This is a genomic window from Actinomadura sp. 6N118, from assembly GCF_044326415.1.
Classification (GTDB): domain Bacteria; phylum Actinomycetota; class Actinomycetes; order Streptosporangiales; family Streptosporangiaceae; genus Spirillospora.
Genome location: NZ_JBIRAZ010000007.1, coordinates 302,444 through 318,530 on the forward strand (window position 1 = coordinate 302,444; position 16,087 = coordinate 318,530).

At 72.0% G+C, this 16,087-nt stretch carries 14 protein-coding genes; 3 read left to right on the forward strand and 11 right to left on the reverse strand.

Translation table 11 applies throughout. The features are described 5' to 3' along the window. Nucleotides 1-4: 4 nt before the first annotated feature. Both ACH34W_RS20405 and ACH34W_RS20410 read right to left on the reverse strand, forming a co-directional pair. Nucleotides 5-496 (reverse strand): metallophosphoesterase family protein, encoded by a 492-nt coding sequence (locus tag ACH34W_RS20405; RefSeq protein ID WP_395962497.1) that lies wholly within the window; start codon nucleotides 494-496, stop codon nucleotides 5-7. Nucleotides 497-527: 31 nt separating this feature from the next. Further along, nucleotides 528-965, reverse strand: a complete 438-nt coding sequence (locus tag ACH34W_RS20410; RefSeq protein WP_395962498.1) for a nuclear transport factor 2 family protein — start codon at nucleotides 963-965, stop codon at nucleotides 528-530. Nucleotides 966-1,100: 135 nt separating this feature from the next. Here ACH34W_RS20410 and ACH34W_RS20415 point away from each other — a divergent pair, with 135 nt between their 5' ends. Then, entirely contained in the window at nucleotides 1,101-2,339 is a 1,239-nt protein-coding gene (locus ACH34W_RS20415; RefSeq protein ID WP_395962499.1) for an NADH:flavin oxidoreductase/NADH oxidase family protein, read from the forward strand. Here ACH34W_RS20415 and ACH34W_RS20420 read toward each other — a convergent pair. The 7 genes from ACH34W_RS20420 to ACH34W_RS20450 form a co-directional block, all read right to left on the reverse strand. Then, on the reverse strand, nucleotides 2,336-2,995 hold the full coding sequence (locus tag ACH34W_RS20420; RefSeq protein ID WP_395962500.1) for a TetR/AcrR family transcriptional regulator: 660 nt from the start codon (nucleotides 2,993-2,995) through the stop codon (nucleotides 2,336-2,338). The two genes, ACH34W_RS20415 and ACH34W_RS20420, sit on opposite strands and share 4 nt — an antisense overlap. Before the next feature lie 103 nt (nucleotides 2,996-3,098). After that, nucleotides 3,099-5,609: a HelD family protein gene (locus ACH34W_RS20425; protein ID WP_395962501.1), complete on the reverse strand. Its 2,511-nt coding sequence runs from the start codon at nucleotides 5,607-5,609 to the stop codon at nucleotides 3,099-3,101. A gap of 94 nt (nucleotides 5,610-5,703) precedes the next feature. Continuing rightward, the gene (locus tag ACH34W_RS20430) at nucleotides 5,704-6,489 is read right to left on the reverse strand and encodes an SDR family NAD(P)-dependent oxidoreductase (protein ID WP_395962502.1); all 786 of its coding nucleotides are present in this window, start codon (nucleotides 6,487-6,489) and stop codon (nucleotides 5,704-5,706) included. Beyond that, entirely contained in the window at nucleotides 6,486-7,181 is a 696-nt protein-coding gene (locus tag ACH34W_RS20435) for an acetoacetate decarboxylase family protein (protein ID WP_395962503.1), read from the reverse strand. Before ACH34W_RS20435 ends, ACH34W_RS20430 begins: the two co-directional genes overlap by 4 nt. A 43-nt stretch (nucleotides 7,182-7,224) precedes the next feature. Continuing rightward, nucleotides 7,225-7,710: an SRPBCC family protein gene (locus ACH34W_RS20440; RefSeq protein ID WP_395962504.1), complete on the reverse strand. Its 486-nt coding sequence runs from the start codon at nucleotides 7,708-7,710 to the stop codon at nucleotides 7,225-7,227. Between the two features lie 42 nt (nucleotides 7,711-7,752). Beyond that, complete coding sequence (locus ACH34W_RS20445; protein ID WP_395962505.1) at nucleotides 7,753-8,343, reverse strand: HD domain-containing protein; 591 nt, start codon at nucleotides 8,341-8,343, stop codon at nucleotides 7,753-7,755. Nucleotides 8,344-8,481: 138 nt separating this feature from the next. Beyond that, nucleotides 8,482-9,609, reverse strand: a complete 1,128-nt coding sequence (locus ACH34W_RS20450; RefSeq protein ID WP_395962506.1) for a glycosyltransferase family 4 protein — start codon at nucleotides 9,607-9,609, stop codon at nucleotides 8,482-8,484. A gap of 210 nt (nucleotides 9,610-9,819) precedes the next feature. Here ACH34W_RS20450 and ACH34W_RS20455 point away from each other — a divergent pair, with 210 nt between their 5' ends. Then, entirely contained in the window at nucleotides 9,820-10,839 is a 1,020-nt protein-coding gene (locus ACH34W_RS20455; protein ID WP_395962507.1) for a hypothetical protein, read from the forward strand. Continuing rightward, nucleotides 10,836-12,026, forward strand: a complete 1,191-nt coding sequence (locus tag ACH34W_RS20460) for a DUF6716 putative glycosyltransferase (RefSeq protein WP_395962508.1) — start codon at nucleotides 10,836-10,838, stop codon at nucleotides 12,024-12,026. The genes ACH34W_RS20455 and ACH34W_RS20460 overlap by 4 nt, the downstream gene beginning before the upstream one ends. Nucleotides 12,027-12,058: 32 nt before the next feature. Here the strand turns inward: ACH34W_RS20460 and ACH34W_RS20465 are convergent, their stop codons facing one another. Together ACH34W_RS20465 and ACH34W_RS20470 are read right to left on the reverse strand one after the other, a co-directional pair. After that, entirely contained in the window at nucleotides 12,059-13,627 is a 1,569-nt protein-coding gene (locus tag ACH34W_RS20465) for a glycosyltransferase family 39 protein (protein ID WP_395962509.1), read from the reverse strand. A 148-nt stretch (nucleotides 13,628-13,775) separates the two neighbouring features. Then, the gene (locus ACH34W_RS20470; RefSeq protein ID WP_395962510.1) at nucleotides 13,776-16,067 is read right to left on the reverse strand and encodes a phospholipid carrier-dependent glycosyltransferase; all 2,292 of its coding nucleotides are present in this window, start codon (nucleotides 16,065-16,067) and stop codon (nucleotides 13,776-13,778) included. Nucleotides 16,068-16,087: the final 20 nt, after the last annotated feature.

Below are 16,087 nucleotides of genomic sequence, written 5' to 3' on the forward strand. Positions count from 1 at the left end.
CGATTCAGGTCACCGGGACGATCTCGGCTTTCAGCAGGCGCCCCTTCTCGATCGTGAGGAGGCCGATGGTGCCGTGTGGCTGGCGGCGGCGGTCGGTGGGGGAGCCGGGGTTAAAGACCCGGATGCCGTCGCCTGTCTCGTCCAGTGGGATGTGGGAGTGGCCGAAGACCACCAGGTCTGCGTCCGGGAACGTGTGTCGCATCCGGCCGGTGCGGCCCTTGGCCTGGCCGCTGTCGTGGATCATCGCGACCGTGAGGCCGTCCAGGTCCAGTTGAAGGGTCTCCGGGGCGCCCCAGGCCGACACGTCCGGGCCGTCGTTGTTGCCCAGCACCGCGTGGACGGGCGCGTAGGCGGAGAGTTCGTCGAGGACGTCCGCCGTGCAGACGTCGCCCGCGTGCAGGATCAGGTCGGCGTCACGCAGGTGCGCAGCGACCGCAGGCGGGCAGGACTTCCAGTGGCGCGGCGCGTGCGTGTCCGAGATCGCGACTACTCTCACCAGGCCATTCTGCCCGCGTATGGCCGTCTGCTCACTGCATGGTGCGCCAGAGTTGCTCCATGACGACCTCGCGGCTGCGCCAGCCGCCCGCCGTCCGGACCATCCTGTGGTGGTACCAGCCGCCGCCGCGGATGAGGCCCGGGGTGTCTGCGTTGATGGCGTCGCGGCTCGGCGCGAGCGTGTCGGTGAACGAGGCGGTGACCTCGGCGCGGTCCCCGTCGAAGGCGATCAGTGTCGCCCCGATGAGGTGCTGGCGGCCGGGCCACGCCGGCAGCACCTTCGCCAGGAAGGCCTTGGCCTCGTCCAGCGAGCCGGTCACGCCGCCGGACGAGCTGTAGTCCAGCGTGGCGTCCGCGGTGAAGACGGTGTCCAGCAGGTCCCAGCGGCCAGAGTCCACCGCGAGCGCGTAGCGGGCAAGGACCTCGCCGATCTCGAAACGGTCAGGGAGTTCCACGGGTGACATCGGCATGCCATCAGGTTAGCAAGCGCTTGGTTAACACCTGTGCCGTCCGGCCTTGCGCAGTGCGACCGCGCCGCCCGGCAGCCCTCGGCGGATAGCAGGTTCGTTCAAGCCAGAGGCCCGTGTGGTCCTCATCCTTGACGGATGAGCGTGCTGGCGAAGCCCCTGGAGCTGCCCTGCGGCGCCGTGCTGCGAAACCGGCTGGCGAAGGCGGCGATGAGCGAGCAACTCGCCACGCGCGCCAACGCCCCCGGCATGGAACTGGTCCGGCTGTACGGGCGGTGGGCGGACTCCGGAGCCGCGCTGCTGGTGACGGGCAACGTGGCGATCGACCGGACCGCCCTGAGCGAGCCCCTCAACGTGTCGGTCGAGGACGAGCGGGACCTGGCGGCGCTGCGGTCCTGGGCCACGTCGGCCGGCGCGGGCGGCGCCGGGGTGTGGATGCAGATCAACCATGCCGGGCGGCAGTCGCCGAGGTATCTGTCCCGGCGGCCGGTCGCGCCGTCGCCGGTGGCGGTGCGGGGGCTGGGCGGCGCGTTCGCGAGGCCGCGCGAGCTCACGCACGCGGAGATCGAAGGACTGGTCGCGCGCTTCGCCACGACGGCGCGGATCGCATTGCTGGCCGGCTTCACCGGGGTGCAGATCCATGCGGCGCACGGCTACCTGATCAGCCAGTTCCTGTCGCCGCTCACCAACCGGCGGGACGACGCGTGGGGCGGGGACCCGAAGCGGCGGCGCCGGTTCCTCGTCGAGGTCGTGCGGGCTGTGCGGTCGGTGACGGGCGGCCATGTGCCGCTGTCGGTGAAGCTCAACTCGGCCGACTTCCAGCGAGGTGGTCTGACCTGGGAGGAGTCGTTGGAGGTGGCCGGAGTGCTCGGAGCGGAGGGCGTGGATCTGCTGGAGATCTCCGGCGGGACGTACGAGTCGCCCGCGCTGCTCACCGGCGATGTGCAAGCCAGTCCCGTACGAGCCAGCACGCAGGCGCGCGAGGCCTACTTCCTGGACTTCGCGCAGCGGGTGCGTGCCCTGACGTCCGTTCCGCTGATGCTCACCGGGGGCTTCCGGACAAGGGCGGCCATGGAGGAAGCGATCAGTGGTGGGGCGGTCGACCTGATCGGCCTGGGCCGTCCGATGGCGCTGGAGCCGGACCTGCCCGCCCGGCTGCTGGACGGGGACGGCATGACCAGCGGAGTCACCAGCGGCGTGGTGCCCCGGCGGGTGGGGATCCGGCGGCTGGACGGCATGAGCGAGCTCGCCTGGCACACCGAACAGCTGTGGCGAATGGCCGGTGGCCGGGATCCCGATCCGCGCAGCAGCCCCCTGCGCAGCATGGTGCGTTACACCGCCGCCAGCGGGCTCGACGCGTTCCGCCGCAGGCGTTAGTCCTTTGAGGTCAGACGTTCCGGGGCGGTGGCCACGGCGAGGATCAGGTGGGTGAGCTCGGCGGTGATCTCGTCCAGCGGGATGTCCTGGCCGCGTGAGGACCAGTGGTGGACCAGGTTGTTGACCGCGCCGATGATGGCCATCGCGGTCAGCCGGTAGTCGCGGGCGACGGCCTCGCCGCGCGCGACCGCCTCGTCCGCCAGGGCGACGATCATGTCGGCCCAGCGTTCCCGCCATTCCAGCCGTAGCGCCTCCAGCTCGGAGCTGACCCCGATGACCTCGACGAAGCTGATCCGGGCCCAGCGCGGGTCGCTGGCCGTGACTCCGACGTACGCGCTCACCGCGCGTTCGACCCTGGTGGGCAGGTCTTCCGCCGTGGCCGCGGCGTACGCCTCGCTCAGTGCGGCGTGGGCCCGCTCGTTCAGACGCAGGTGGAGCGCCGCGAGCAGCTCCTCCCTGCCGCTGAACTCCTCGTAGAAGTTGCGCGTGGACACGCTCGCGGCCGAGCAGAGCCGTTCGATGGACGTCGCGGCGTAGCCCTGGGTGCCGAAGAGCTCCAGGCCTGCGGACAGCAGCCGTTCCCGCCGCTCGGCACGGCGTTCTTCGGCCGTGCGGCCTCCATAACTGCGCCGCGGGGCGGGATTGCGGCCGCTCATACAACTCCGGTCGTCAGGACACAAAGCGGTCAGGTCTCTTGGCAGCCTAACCGCCGGTCGCCGGGGTGGCGGACACGCTTCTCAAAATCTGACTTATCACTACCTAGCCGGTGGTCAAGATCGCGGTCCAGGTGGGGTCGCCGGTGAGCACGGTCAGGCGTTGCGTCGCGCGGGAGACCGCGACGTACAGCACGCGCAGGCCGCGCGGCGACTGGGCGGCCACGGTCTCGGGCGCGACGATCACCGCCGCGTCGAACTCCAGGCCCTTGGCCTCCAGTACGTCCAGTACCTGGACCCGCTCCGGCAGTCCGGCGGCGAGCCGATCACGGTCGGCGGGGCTCCAGGCCCCACTGGTCTCACCGTCCACGGAGAAGAGGTCGGCCTGCGCGTTCCCCGGACGGGACGGGCCCGTGGGCAATGGCACGATCAGCCCGATCGTGCCCTCGACCTGGTCGAGGAGCTCCTCGACGGCCGCGCGGGCCGCCGTGGCGAGCTCCGGCTCCGGTACGGCGCGGATGACCGGGTCGATGCCGGAGGTGCGCACCGCGCGGGCCGGGCGGGCCTCGGGCAGCGCCAGCGCGAGCACGCGCGTGGCCACCGCTGCGATCTCGGTCGAGTTGCGGTAGTTGGTCGTCAGCTCGTACTCGTAACGGGCCCGCTGGACGGTGGACGGCTTGCGGGAACGTCCCTTGCCGCGGCGCGAGCGGGCGCCGGGCTGGTCGGTGCCGAGGGCGGTCTCCATCGCCGTACGGGCGGCGTCGAGGTCCTCCCAGGCGCTCTGTGCCGGGTCCTCGACGATCGTCCAGCTGGCCTGGCGGCCGCGGCGCCCCAGCATGCGCCACTGCATCGGCGACAGGTCCTGTGCCTCGTCGACCACGATGTGCGCGTACTCCGGGCGTTCCTCGACCACGCCGTCATCGACGCGGCGGGACCGTTCGAGGCGCTCGATCGAGGTGGTGAGCTCGCGCATCTCCGGCTCCCAGTCGTCGTCCGCGACCTCCTCGCCGGTGAGGATGTTGACGCCGTCCACGACGTACGGGTCGTCCTCGGCCGCCTTGGCCTTGCGGCGGGCGGGCCGGGGCGGCGAGCCGAGCAGCGCGTCGAGCTCGTCGAGGAGTGCGACGTCCTGGTAGCTGAGCGTCTCAGGGTCTGCCCATGAGGCCGCCAGCAGGGCCACGGCGTCGCGGTCGAGGTCGCGCGCGGCGGCGCGGCGCAGCCGGTCCTCGTCGCCGAGGGCGGCCAGCACGTCGAGCGGGCGCCGGATCGGCCACCAGGCCATCAGGAAGTCGGTGAACGCCCGTTGCTCGCGAACCCGGGTGGTGAACTCGCCCTGCTTGCCCTCCGGCTTCTTGGCCGGGCCGGAGCCGTTCCCGTTTGTGCCCGTCCCCTCGCCCGACTCATCCAGCTCACCGAGGCCGTCCGCGGCGAGCAGATCGTTCCAGAGCGCGAGGTTTTCCTGGCCGGGCGGCGCGGGCTCCTCGTGCCCGCCGATGTCGGTGTACTGCTGCCACAGGGCCTCCAGCAGCAGCTCGGCGGCCCGGCCCCTCGCGGCGTTCACGCTGCCCCTGCTGCGCCGGTGCACCTCGTTGCGCAGCTTGTCGAGGCGCTGCCGGTCCAGCCGTACGACGACGCCCCGGTGGACGACGCGCAGCTCGTCGGGCGCGCCGGGCGCCTGGTCGGCGACGGCGCGGCGCAGCACCCGCACCATGGTCTCCGCGCCCTTGAGCCGGGCCAGCGCGGGGGAGTCGTGGCCGGTGGCGGTCACGCCGTCCACCAGGTCGCCGAGCGAGCGCAGGCTCGCCGAACCCTCGCCGAGCGAGGGCAGCACACGCTCGATGTACGCGGTGAAGCGGCAGTTGGGCCCGACGATCAGCACGCCGCGCGAGCCGAACCGGCGGCGGTGCCGGAAGAGCAGGTAGGCGACGCGGTGCAGCGCCACCGCCGTCTTGCCGGTGCCGGGAGCGCCGCGGACGAGCACCGTGCCGTCGGCGGGCGCGCGGATCACCTCGTCCTGCTCGCGCTGGATGGTGGCCACGATGTCGCGCATCGCGCCCTCGCGCGTCCGGGCGAGGGAGGCGAGGAACGCGCCGTCGCCGACGATCGTGAGCCCGTCGGCGGCCTCGGGATCGAGCAGATCGTCCTCGAGGTCGACGACCGCGTGGCCGCGCGAGTGCAGGACCCGGCGGCGGACCACGCCGCGCGGGTCCTCGGGGGTGGCGCGGTAGAAGTCCTCGGCGGCGGGGGCACGCCAGTCGATCACGAGCGAGTCGTGCTCGGACGTGCGGACGCCGATGCGTCCGATATAGCGGATCTCCCGGCTGGCCAGATCGAGCCGGCCGAACACCAGGCCGTCATCGGCGATGTCCAGCGCCTGGGCGCGCAGCGCGGCCTGGTGCACCATGGCGTCCCGGTCGACCAGCGAGCCCTTGGTCCCGGCGAGGGACTGCCGGTAGCCCTCGCGGATCATGGCCTGGGCGTCCGCGCGCATCTCGTCGAGCCGCTCGTACGCCACGTCGACGTACCGCTGCTCGGCGGCGATCTCTTGGTCCTTGACCGTGGTCTTGGCTGAGGCCGGCCGGCCCGTGACGGCTGCCGGCCTGCTCAGGGACGACATGCAGGCTGCTCCTCGCGACTGTGCTCCTCGGGGGTTTCATCCCCGTACCCCACGGAGGGGCGAAAGAGACAGCTTATGCGGTTCGGGCGGCCTGCTAGCCGGTCCGGGTGTCCCCTGAAAGCCCCCGGCCGGGCCGAGTGGCCTGCCGCAGCGCAAGATCGACGAGCCCGGGGGCGTGCCGCTGGAGGAACACCGCGGCCTTGGCCCGGCCGCCGGGGAGAACGTAGAGATCGCGGGCGGGACGGGCCAGCGAGCGGTCGATCTCGTCCAGGACCAGCCGGGGCGCGATGATGCGCGTCCGGCCGACCGCCGGGTACCGCTCCACGATCCGGCGGAGCATCGGGGTGTCCACCTGGGCGGGGCACACGCAGCGGATCTTCACGCCGCTGTCGCCGTGCTCGCGGACGAGTACCTCGGCGTAGGCGTTCACCGCCGACTTGGCCGCCGCGTACGCCGACGTCAGCGGGGCGGTCAGCCATCCCGCGAGCGAGGAGAAAAGGATCAGCTCGCCCTGGCCGCGGGCCAGCATGCCCGGCAGGACCGCCCGTACGACGTGGACGGTGCCCAGGTAGTTGACCCGGATCACCCGTTCGACCTCGTCCAGAGGCTGCTTCAGGGCCGGTGCGAGCGGACCGATGCCGGCCGCGTGCAGGACCCGGTGCGGCGTGCCGATCTCAGCCACGACGGCCTCGACGGCCTTCGGGTCCGCGACGTCGCACACCCGCGTGTGCATGATGGGGGAACGTGCCGCCGTGCGGCCGAGACCCGCCTCGTCCACGTCCACGCCGACGACGTCCCAGCCCGCGGCGGCCAGCCGCTGCGCCGCGAGCGCCCCCATCCCGCTGCCCGCGCCCGTGACCAGTGCCGTCTGCCGCTTCATTGCCGCACCTCCACCGCGTCCGCGAACTCCATCGCCAGGTGGGCGACCGTGCTGCTGCTCAGCGCGCGGGCGCCGTGGAGGCCGAGCCCGCGGAGCTCGTCGGCCACGGGATGATCGCCCAGCTTGAGGCTCGCGCCGCCCGGCCGGAGCCGGACCCCCGACGGTGACATCGTCCAGGGTGTACGGCGGGTGACCCCGTCCAGGCAGGAGTACGCGTCGACCTTCGGCGCCGCCGCCCCGCCCGGCATCGGCAGGCCGGGCTTCACGGCCAGTTCGAGGGCGGTACGGCCGCCGAGGCGCACGGCGCAGCGTTTGATCCGGCTGGTGAGGTCCATGGGGATGTCGGCGATCTCCTTGGGGAAACCCCAGATCGTCCGGCCCGCGTCCAGCGTGAACGCCTGGTTGACCGGCAACCAGTGGATGAACGCCCCGATGGGCCCGCCGTCCGGTGAGCGTACGAGGAACGCCACCGCGAACTCGTGGTACGGGCCCAGGTCGCCGTCCGCGTAGCGGATGAAGGCCAGCGAGCAGATGGCGCGGCGGCCCGGGATCGGCGTGGCCACCCGCAGGCCGGAGTAGTCGATGACGGCCTGCGCCGGGGCCGCGGGCACGGCGAACATCGCCGAGGCCACCGCGGCGTCCCGGATCCGGACGGGCATGGTGACCCGCTCACCCTGAATCACATGACTCACACCGCTAAGTAGAACAGGTTCTTATTTTCCTGTCACTACGGGATCACCGTGATTCGAGCGCCGTCCTGAGCCGGTCCAGCGTGGCGCGCATGCCCGCCCGGTTGACCTCGGCGCGCTGTTCGGCCGGAACGCCCGTGAAGACCTTGCCGAGCAGCGAGACGAACCCCGCGCCGCGGGTGTCGCGCCGCAGGTCCTCCCAGTACTCGGTCAGCCGGGTCGAGCCGTCGCCGATGTCCTCGATCCGGTAACCCCAGATCGCCACCGGAATGCCGAAGCTCGACACCCGGAACGCGAAGACCTCTCCCGGAACGGCGGCGCTGACCTGGCAGTTGGTGAACCAGAGCCGCCAGCTGATCCGGTTGAAGCCCACGAACTTGGTGCCCGTCTCGACGGAACGCCCGCGCACCCACACGGCGAACGTCTCCTCGCTCCACTCGCGCATCCGCCGCAGATCCGCGAGCGCCGCGTACACCGTCGAGGGCTCCGCCTTGATGGCCACGCTCTCCTCGACCACCCATTCCCTGTCCATGTCCCGATCATCTCAGGGACGGGCAGGGGCGATCAGAGGCGGTCAGCGCAAATGGGCGAACTGTTCGCGCCATTCGCCGTACCACTGCGCGAACCAGGGATCCGTCGCGGCGAGCGGCAGGATGTACGTGACCGTCTCGGCGAAGTAGCGGCGCTGGAAGTCGGGCGGCATCTGGTCGAGGCGCTGCACGTTGCTGACGCGGTCTGCCAGCTTGACCAGTACCGCTTCGCGCGGTGCCTCGCCGAGACGCCGCAGGTACGCCGACTTGGCCGCGCGCTTGGCCTGCCGCCCCGCGCCCGCCGTGGGGGGCTTGGTGACCCAGTCGACCAGCTCGGCGACGACCGGTCCGAACTCGGCCTCCACCTCGCTGACGGTGGCGTCCGTGTCCTCGACGACGTCGTGCAGCAGTACCGCCGCGAGCAGGTCGGAGGAGGTCACCTGGGCCCCGCGGACGAGCACTTCGAGGGCTTCGAGGAGGTGCTCGACGTACGGCACGCCCGTGGGCCGCAGTTGGTCGCCGTGCCATCGCTGCGCCGCCGTCGCCGCCTTTTCGACGGCGGCCAGGTCCACGGGCAGCTCCGCCAGGTCCACGCGGGCCTCGTCCCACGTCCGCCAGGAGGTGAAGATCTCCACTTGTGCGCTCCGTTCAGCCCGTTTTACCCGGTCAGCCGGACTCCAGCCTCACACAAGACAGGACGGCAGCGCTCCTAACCCCCGGCAGTAAACCGGTGCGCGTCAGCCTGTGCGGCCCGCGTCGGCTCGTGCGGCGCGTCAACCGGCGTGCGGTTCGGTGGAGACGGGTTGCGGGGTGGGCGATCGCCCGGCCCAGGCTTCCAGTTGGGAGACGAACTCCTCGGCGTGAACGGCCCAGTGGAAGCGCGCGCGGGCCGTCTCGTACGCCCGCTTGCCCATCTCGGTGCGGAGGTCCACGTCCTTGGAGAGTTCGAGCACCGCGTCAGCAGCCGCCCGCGGGTCGCCGAACGGGACGACGATCCCGCTGCCGGAGGGCTTCACCACAGCCACCGTCGCGGGGTGCGGCGTCGTGACCACCGGCACGCCGTGGGCCATGTACTCCATGACCTTGGCGGGCACAGGGCGCCCCTCCGCCGGCTCGTCGTGCAGCAGAGCGAGCCCGGCCGTGGCGCCTTCCGCGATGCGGAGGGCCCGGTCGTTCGGGACGAACCCGTACCAGCGCAGGATCCCCTCGCGCTGCGCATCACGCAGCGCGGGCCGGACCTGCGGGTCGGCGGAGCCGATCAGCTCGACCATCACGCCCGCGGCGGCCAGCAACCGGGCCAGCTCGATCATTTCGTGGGCGCCCCGCCCGGCCGACAGCCGCCCGACGTAGACCGCGCGGCCGGGGCCCGGCGGCATGGGCGGCTCCGCGGCGACGTACGCGGTGTTCGGCACCACCGGGTGCGGCCTGGCGAACCGGGTGCGGTAGCCCTCCTCGGCCAGCAGCAGCCGGTGCCGCCGCTCGCTGCGCGCCTCCAGCCGCCGCACGAACGGGCGCAGCAGCGGGCGCACGGGGCGGAGCAGGCGCCCGCGTTCGGTCAGCGCGACCGTGGTGTCCTCGTGCACGTCCCAGACCACCGTCCGCCGCCGCACCGACCGGGGCAGCGAGATCAGCAACTCCGGGTCGTGCAGCAGCACCACGTCGGCGTACGCGGCGTGCTCGGCCAGGGCACGCTTTGCGGCACGGAGCGCGTACAGCCGCCGCCGGCCCGTCGCCTGAGGCACGTCGACCGGGGTGATCTCCCGCCAGGGCGTCACGTTGCAGGCGCGGAACGGCGCGATGTACGTGACCTCGTGCCCCGCGTCGAGCAGGGCACGAATCTGGCGGTGCAGGACCCGGGCGTCCTCGGGATGACGTGCGATGGTGCACACGCAGACCCGCATTGGCTCACTCCTGGGGGAAGACACTGTCCTTCTGGGCGATTGTGGGCGGGCTGGGAGAATTCCCGCCGTACGGGAGGGTGACCTCGGGTGAACGTCGGCCGGTCGATGGGCGGAACCATTCCCGGACGGAACCATCCCTGAGGGCAATATCCCCATGTAGTTGTTCGGAGGTTCACCTTCCCGTCGCGAAGCCGGGCCACAATGCGCAGGGTGTCCCTTTCCGCACCGTCACCGCCCGCGCTCAGACGGCCGCCCGCCACCAAGGTGTGGGTGGAGTCGCCGCTACAGCTGCTGTCGGCGGTCGAGGCCCATCACGCAGGCCTGCTCGGCCACGGGACCGAGATCGTGCTGCGGTCGGGCGTGGAGCCGCTGGTCGCGACGGCGTCCGAAGTGGAACGCCTCGGCCCGCACCTGGGGCTGGCGGGCCTGCACGTGGGCTCCCGGGTGCCGCTGCCGGGCGGCACCGGGACGCTGGTGATCGGCGACGCCTTCTCGGGCACCGTGCAGCGACGGCTGCTGACGTTCCGGGCGCAGCGGATGATCATCGCCGATGACGGCCTGGCCACCATCCATCTGCTCGAACTGCTCGCCGCGCCGGATCCACGGCCGCTGATCCGGGCGCGCGCCCAGCCCACGGTGACCCGGCAGGCGCTGGGCCTGGCCGCCGCCACCCGCCTGCGCGCCCTCGGCCGGGCGGGCCGCCTGATCATCTTCACTGCGCTCCCGGTCCCGGGGGACCTGCGCGAGGCCGTGACGAAGCACGGCGTCACGATCGTCGGGCATGACTTCCCGTGGTTGCGGAGCCGTCCCGCCGGACCTCCGCCGCCGGAACGCCAGGTCGTCCTGGGCAGTTCCCTGGTGGCGAACGGCCTCGTGCACCGCGAGCGTTACCTGGAGTGGGTCGCCGATCTGGCCGCCGCCGAGCCGATCGCCTACCGCCCGCACCGGCGTGAGCTTCCGGCCGACCTCGCCGAGCTCCGGCGCAACCCGCGGATCGCGGTGGCCGAGCCGGGGCCGCCCGTCGAGGTCTGCCTGCGCGGGCTCACCCGCGAGCACCGGGTGATCAGCCTGCCGTCGACCGCGCTCACCTCGTTGAGGCTCGTCCTGCGGGGAAACGGCACTACGATCCAGGGCGTGACCGTTCCCGCCGAGTGGTGGACCGACCAGGCCGACGCCGGACTGCGCGAGCACCTGAGCCTCTTCCTGGACGGCCTGGAGCCCAGCCGTTGACCGCCAGGGTCCTCGCCGTCGCCGACTCCGATTCGTACCTCAAGTGGGCGGCCGGCCTGCTCGACGCGCTGCCGCCCGGCTGGACCGCGCGCACCGCGGTCGTGCGGTCCCCGATCACACCGTCCCCGGACCAGATCCGGGCCGCGCTGAACGGGACCATGACCGCCGAGGCCGAGGTGCTCCCCGCCCGCCGGTTGCGCCGCCTGCTCGCCTCGTACGAACCCGACGTCGTGCTGCTCGCCTGCACCGGCCCGGTGGTCGAGGTGCTGAGCGGCATCATCCTCGACCGCGCCGGTCCCCGGCCCGTCCTGGTCTCCGGGCTGCCCGGGATCTCGGTGCCCGCCAGTGAACGCGCCTGGGTCTTCCGCTCGGCCGCCGACCTCTTCATCGTGCACAGCCACCGCGAGGTCGACGAGTTCACCGGGATCGCCCGCGCCCTCGGCGTCCGTGGCACGGTGGGCCGCGCCCGGCTCCCGTTCCTCGATCCGGCGCCGCCCAAGCCGGAACGCGATCGCGTCGTCTTCGCCACGCAGGCCAAGGTGCCCGTCGCGCTGGACGAACGACGTCGCATCCTCCTCTCGCTGGCGGCTCTGGCCGGGCAACGCCCGGATCTGCGGCCTGTGGTGAAGCTGCGCGCTCGCGCTGACGAGCAGCAGACCCACCGCGAGCTGCACCACTACGAGCTTCTCTGGCGCGACCTGGTGACCGAGGGCAAAGTACGCGCCGGTGCCCTGACCTTCGACGCCGGTCCCATGCGTGAGCATCTCGCGCGCGCCGCGGGCTTCGTCACGGTGAGTTCCACCGCGGCCCTGGAGGCCATCGCCGCGCGGGTGCCCCTCCTCGTCCTGTCCGACTTCGGTGTGAACGCCGAGATGATCAACATGGTCTTCGAGGGCAGTGACTGTCTCGGGACGCTGGCCGACCTTGAGGCGGGGGCGTTCCGTACCCCCGACCGGGGCTGGTGCGCGGCCAACTACTTCCATGACCCGGTGGACGACGACTGGACCACCCACCTGTCCGGCCTCGTCGTGCAGGCCCGGACGGGCGGCCTGCCCGCGCCCACCCGCCTCCCGTATCCTGGCGGCGCCCGCGCCCGCCGCCGGGCCCGCATGCGCCTGGAGGTCCCCGCCGCCATGGAGGTCATCTCCGCCGTGCGCCAAGCCCGGCAGCGCGTGGCCGGAGGCTGAGCGCACAGCCGTCATTCAGGTGGCGGAGTCGTTCAGGTGGCGGGACTGCCCCCGCACACACCGGGGTCGGCGGGACGAGAGCGTGTGACGAGCTTGATGCTTCCGCCCTTGTAACGCCAGACGCCGAGAGTCACATCCAGGCCCATCCTCTGGACGAGGTTCTCGCGGTTGCGGACCCACGAGGGTTGGCGGGCACCCCCGCCGTCCATCAGCCAGACCCGGTCGACGGTGCACAGCCGGGTGGCCAGGACCGCAGGGTTCACGTCCTCGCCGTCGAGGTTGGCGGCTTTGGCCGGGGACTTACGGACCATGAGATCGGTGAGTCCCTTGTAGGCGTCCGCATAGGCCGCCGTGCGCCAGCGCTGGTGCCGCGCGAGGAAGAGGACCCCGTCGCCGGGCATGGCTCGTTCCCGGACGATGTCGGCGGCGGCGCGAAGGTCGTCGATCCGCTCGTCCTGCTTGCGGATCTCCAACTGGCCGGGGACCGTGAGCGCCAGCACCGCCACGAGGGCCACCGCTGTGAGGGGCCGCCACAACTGCCCGAGCGCCACCAGCCCCGCCGCGACCAGGAGCACGAGCGCCGGCACGCACATCAGCACGTACCGGGTGCGGAACATCGGCTGGATGAACGAGACCGACAGGAGGAAGACCGGCGGGAAGAACAGCCAAGGCACGGCCAGCGCGGACAGTCCCGGCACGCGCGGCGTTCGCGGCGGTTGCAACCTGCTAGCGATCATGCCGATGACCAGGAGAGCGGTGAGAACCAGGATGAGCCGCTCCCCTCCCGCCAGGAAACGCACCAGGCTCCAGGTCATGGCGGTGGTCGGCTTCTGCAGCGAGGCGACCTGTGCCTTCTGGGTCTGCGAGACGATGACGAACGGGGCGAGCACGACGAGCGCCGCCGCCGTCGCGACGAGCCAGCGGCGCAGGAGACGCGGCTCCACGCGCGTCCACAGAAGTGTGATCGCGTGGGCTGCGACCAGCAGCAGGCCGAAGATGTTGAAGAGCCCGACGAACACCAGGACGACGGCGTAGCCGGTGAGCCAGACCTGCTGCCGGTCCCGCGTCTCCTGCGTCCCGGTCTCCTGCGTCCCGGTCTCCTGTGTCCCGGTCTCCTGCGTCCCGGTCTCCTCCGTGGCTTGGAGGGCCCGTACGAGCAGATAGGTCGCCAGCACGGCGGTGGCCGTGACCATTGCGAACGGCCGGGCCTCCTGCGCGTACCGGGTGACGGTCACACTCGTCGCATAGCAGATACCGGCCACCAGGCCCGTCATGTCCGACCCCACCCGGCGGCCGAGCGCCACCACTCCGGCGGCGCCGGCCGCCATGGCGACCGCGGAGGGTAGCCGCAGGGCGAGTTCGCCGTCGCCGAACAACGCGACCCACGGCTTCATGATCAGGTAGTAGGCGAAGTGCACGAGATCGAGCCGGTGGACGGCGCGTTCGAGATCGGGCAGCGAGCGCCCGGTCATGCTGATCGTCGCCGCCTCGTCGAGCCAGAAGGACGGTCCGCTAATGCCCAGGAGGGCGATGACCAGCGTCGCGGCCGCCGAGAAGGCCGGGACGGCGCAGGTCCTCATCGAGTTGGTACCAGGTGCCACAAAACGTCCTTCGGGTGGCAATGACCGTCTGCGGGAGGGACCGTCCGCGGCCCCGGCGGATCATTGCGCGGTGTCACCTGTAGGACGATTTGGAGGGCCAAACGGGGTGCCCGAGATCGTAGAGTTCACCGGCCGTTTGAACAGAGTCTCAATACGCGGTGAACGCGTCGATGCGGAGGGCGTAGTGCGTCGCCAGGAGGTCGCAGACGGGGGCGTCGCGGTCCCATTGGTAGAGGGCCGGCGCGCCTGGGCATGCGCGCTGCGCGTCCAGGCGGACGGCGATGACCAGCGCGAGCATGTCGGGGGCCCGCAGGCCGGTGGCGGTGAGGCCGCTGGCGGCGCCCTCCAGTTCGTCCAGCGCCCCGCCGGCCTTCCATTGCACCTCGGGCACGATGTCGGGCCGCCACGTGCCGGCCGGAAGGGGCCTGCCCAGGATCTTCATCGTCTCGAGCGCGATGCCGCGTGCGGCGCGTCCTCGTTTGGTCGCGGTCCAGCTCTCGAATTCCGGCTCGTCGAACGTAGGCGGCTTGGCGTTCAACGCGTTGGCGAGCTGGGCTGAGAGCAGCCAGTGGCGCGCGTTCTCCGGGGTGAGCTCGCGGCCCCTCGGATAGCCGCGTGGCAGCTCGCCGCGGATACGGGTCTCCACGCCGGGCTGTACGGTCCCGCCCGCCTGCTTGAGCGTGACGAGCCAGATCGCCCGGTCAAGTGGAGTCGCCCGCATGACGTCCGGCGTACGCGCCGCGAGGCCCGTGGCCATCCGGGGGTCCGCGGTGGGCAGCCGCCCCATCGAGCGGATCTGGGTGACGTAGTACGAGGCGTAGAGAGCGGTCAGCTTCTCTTTCGTCGGGAAGGGCAGCCTGCGCGACCACTCCGGATTGGTGGCCGTGGACGGCCGGAAGAGACCGTCGGGAGTGCGGAGGCTTTCGAGCGATGCCGCGAGCTGCCGCCGATCGGCTTCGGCCTGCTTGGCTTCGCGTGCGGAGGCCGGGCCCGGCCAGGTGACGAGCAGCGCGGCGGCGAGGACGGCTGCGGAGGCGGCGGCCATCGGCGCGCGCCATCGATGCGGCGCGGCCCGCCACGGCGGCGCCAGCCCGAGGGCCAGCGCGGCGAAGGGGACGGCTGGCGGGATGTAGCGGGGATCGAAGTCGGCCATCGCAGCGGGGACCACGAGCAGCGACCAGGCGGTCAGCCAGGGCACCACCGCGATCCACCGGCGGCGCACGACCATGCCGACGGGTGCGACCAGAAGGATGAGCAGCAGGGCCGGCCCGGGCAGGCTGGTCCAGCGGCCGGCCTTGTAGTCGCGGACCTGCCGTGCATGCGGCTCGACGACGCGCGGCTGGTCGTCCGCCCCGGCGTGCGGGATGTCGAGATAGCGGGCGATGCTGACCGCGCCGTTGCCCTCCATCGGCGTGAGGGTCCGGGGGAAGGACAGCGCGACGGGAGTGGCGGGCGTGGGGTAGGCGGTGTCCACGGCCCGGAAGGACCGGACGGTGTCACGCCAGACGACAGCCAGATAGTCGCCCGGCTGTTTCAGGATGGCGCGCTTGGCGAAGCTCTTGGCCAGCGCGTTGCCCTCCGCGCCGGACCTCTCCACACCGTTCCAGCGGACGAACGCCGAGGACGTCCCCCAGCCGCCCCAGAGCGCGGAGAACGCCGGAGCGACGACCGAGTCCTCCGGGAGTCTCGGGCGGCAGAGGAACTGCTCCTCCGCGGGTGGCTTGATCTTGGCGCAGTCGGCGAACGCCGCCGTCCGGCCGTACAGGAAGGCGCCATCGCTGTTGCTCAACCCGTACCGGCCGTACTCCTCGTGGAACCACACCGCGTACGACCCGACCGGGATCGCGAACGCCGCCACCAGCGCGACCGTGACCCACCGGGTCCGGCGGCGGTAGAGCAGCCGGGCGGCGATCAGCACCACGATCAGGGCGGCGGGCGGCCGGATCAGGGTCGCGGCGGCGACCGCCAGCCCGGCCAGGGGCGCCGTGATCCAGTACGCCCACCGGGCACGCTGGAACCGCCACGCCCCCAGCGTGACGCCCAGCATCATGAAGAAGATCCATGGCGACTCGGACACCAGCATGGTCTCCAGCTGGAGCAGCCGGGCGTCCAGGAGCCCGGGCACCGCCGCGAGCGTGGCCCACCACGCCGCGATGCCCCGGTTGCGGAGCAGCAGGTAGACCATGGCGCCGGTGGCCACGCCGAGCGAGTGCTGGACGGCGACCACCGCCGTGAGGCTGTGCTCGGAGCGCAGCAACGCCAGGAACGCCGAATAGCCGCTGGTGTGCCAGCTCCCCGGGCTGAGGTGTGCCGCGTGGTCGAGGTACTTACCGGTGTCGCCGAACCACAGCCCGCCGGGATAGCCGCGCGTCGCCATCACGCGCAGTTGGATCGCGTACGCCAGCAAGCCCAGGAACACGACATGGCGTGCAACGAACAACCCCGCCCCACGGGCGGCCC

Bases quoted from the DNA above. Each gene is read 5' to 3' on its own strand.
- ACH34W_RS20410 (WP_395962498.1), bottom strand. From the start codon at position 965: ATGCCGATGTCACCCGTGGAACTCCCTGACCGTTTCGAGATCGGCGAG.
- ACH34W_RS20430 (WP_395962502.1), bottom strand. From the start codon at position 6,489: ATGAAGCGGCAGACGGCACTGGTCACGGGCGCGGGCAGCGGGATGGGG.
- ACH34W_RS20415 (WP_395962499.1), top strand. From the start codon at position 1,101: ATGAGCGTGCTGGCGAAGCCCCTGGAGCTGCCCTGCGGCGCCGTGCTG.
- ACH34W_RS20420 (WP_395962500.1), bottom strand. From the start codon at position 2,995: ATGAGCGGCCGCAATCCCGCCCCGCGGCGCAGTTATGGAGGCCGCACG.
- ACH34W_RS20440 (WP_395962504.1), bottom strand. From the start codon at position 7,710: ATGGACAGGGAATGGGTGGTCGAGGAGAGCGTGGCCATCAAGGCGGAG.
- ACH34W_RS20450 (WP_395962506.1), bottom strand. From the start codon at position 9,609: ATGCGGGTCTGCGTGTGCACCATCGCACGTCATCCCGAGGACGCCCGG.
- ACH34W_RS20425 (WP_395962501.1), bottom strand. From the start codon at position 5,609: ATGTCGTCCCTGAGCAGGCCGGCAGCCGTCACGGGCCGGCCGGCCTCA.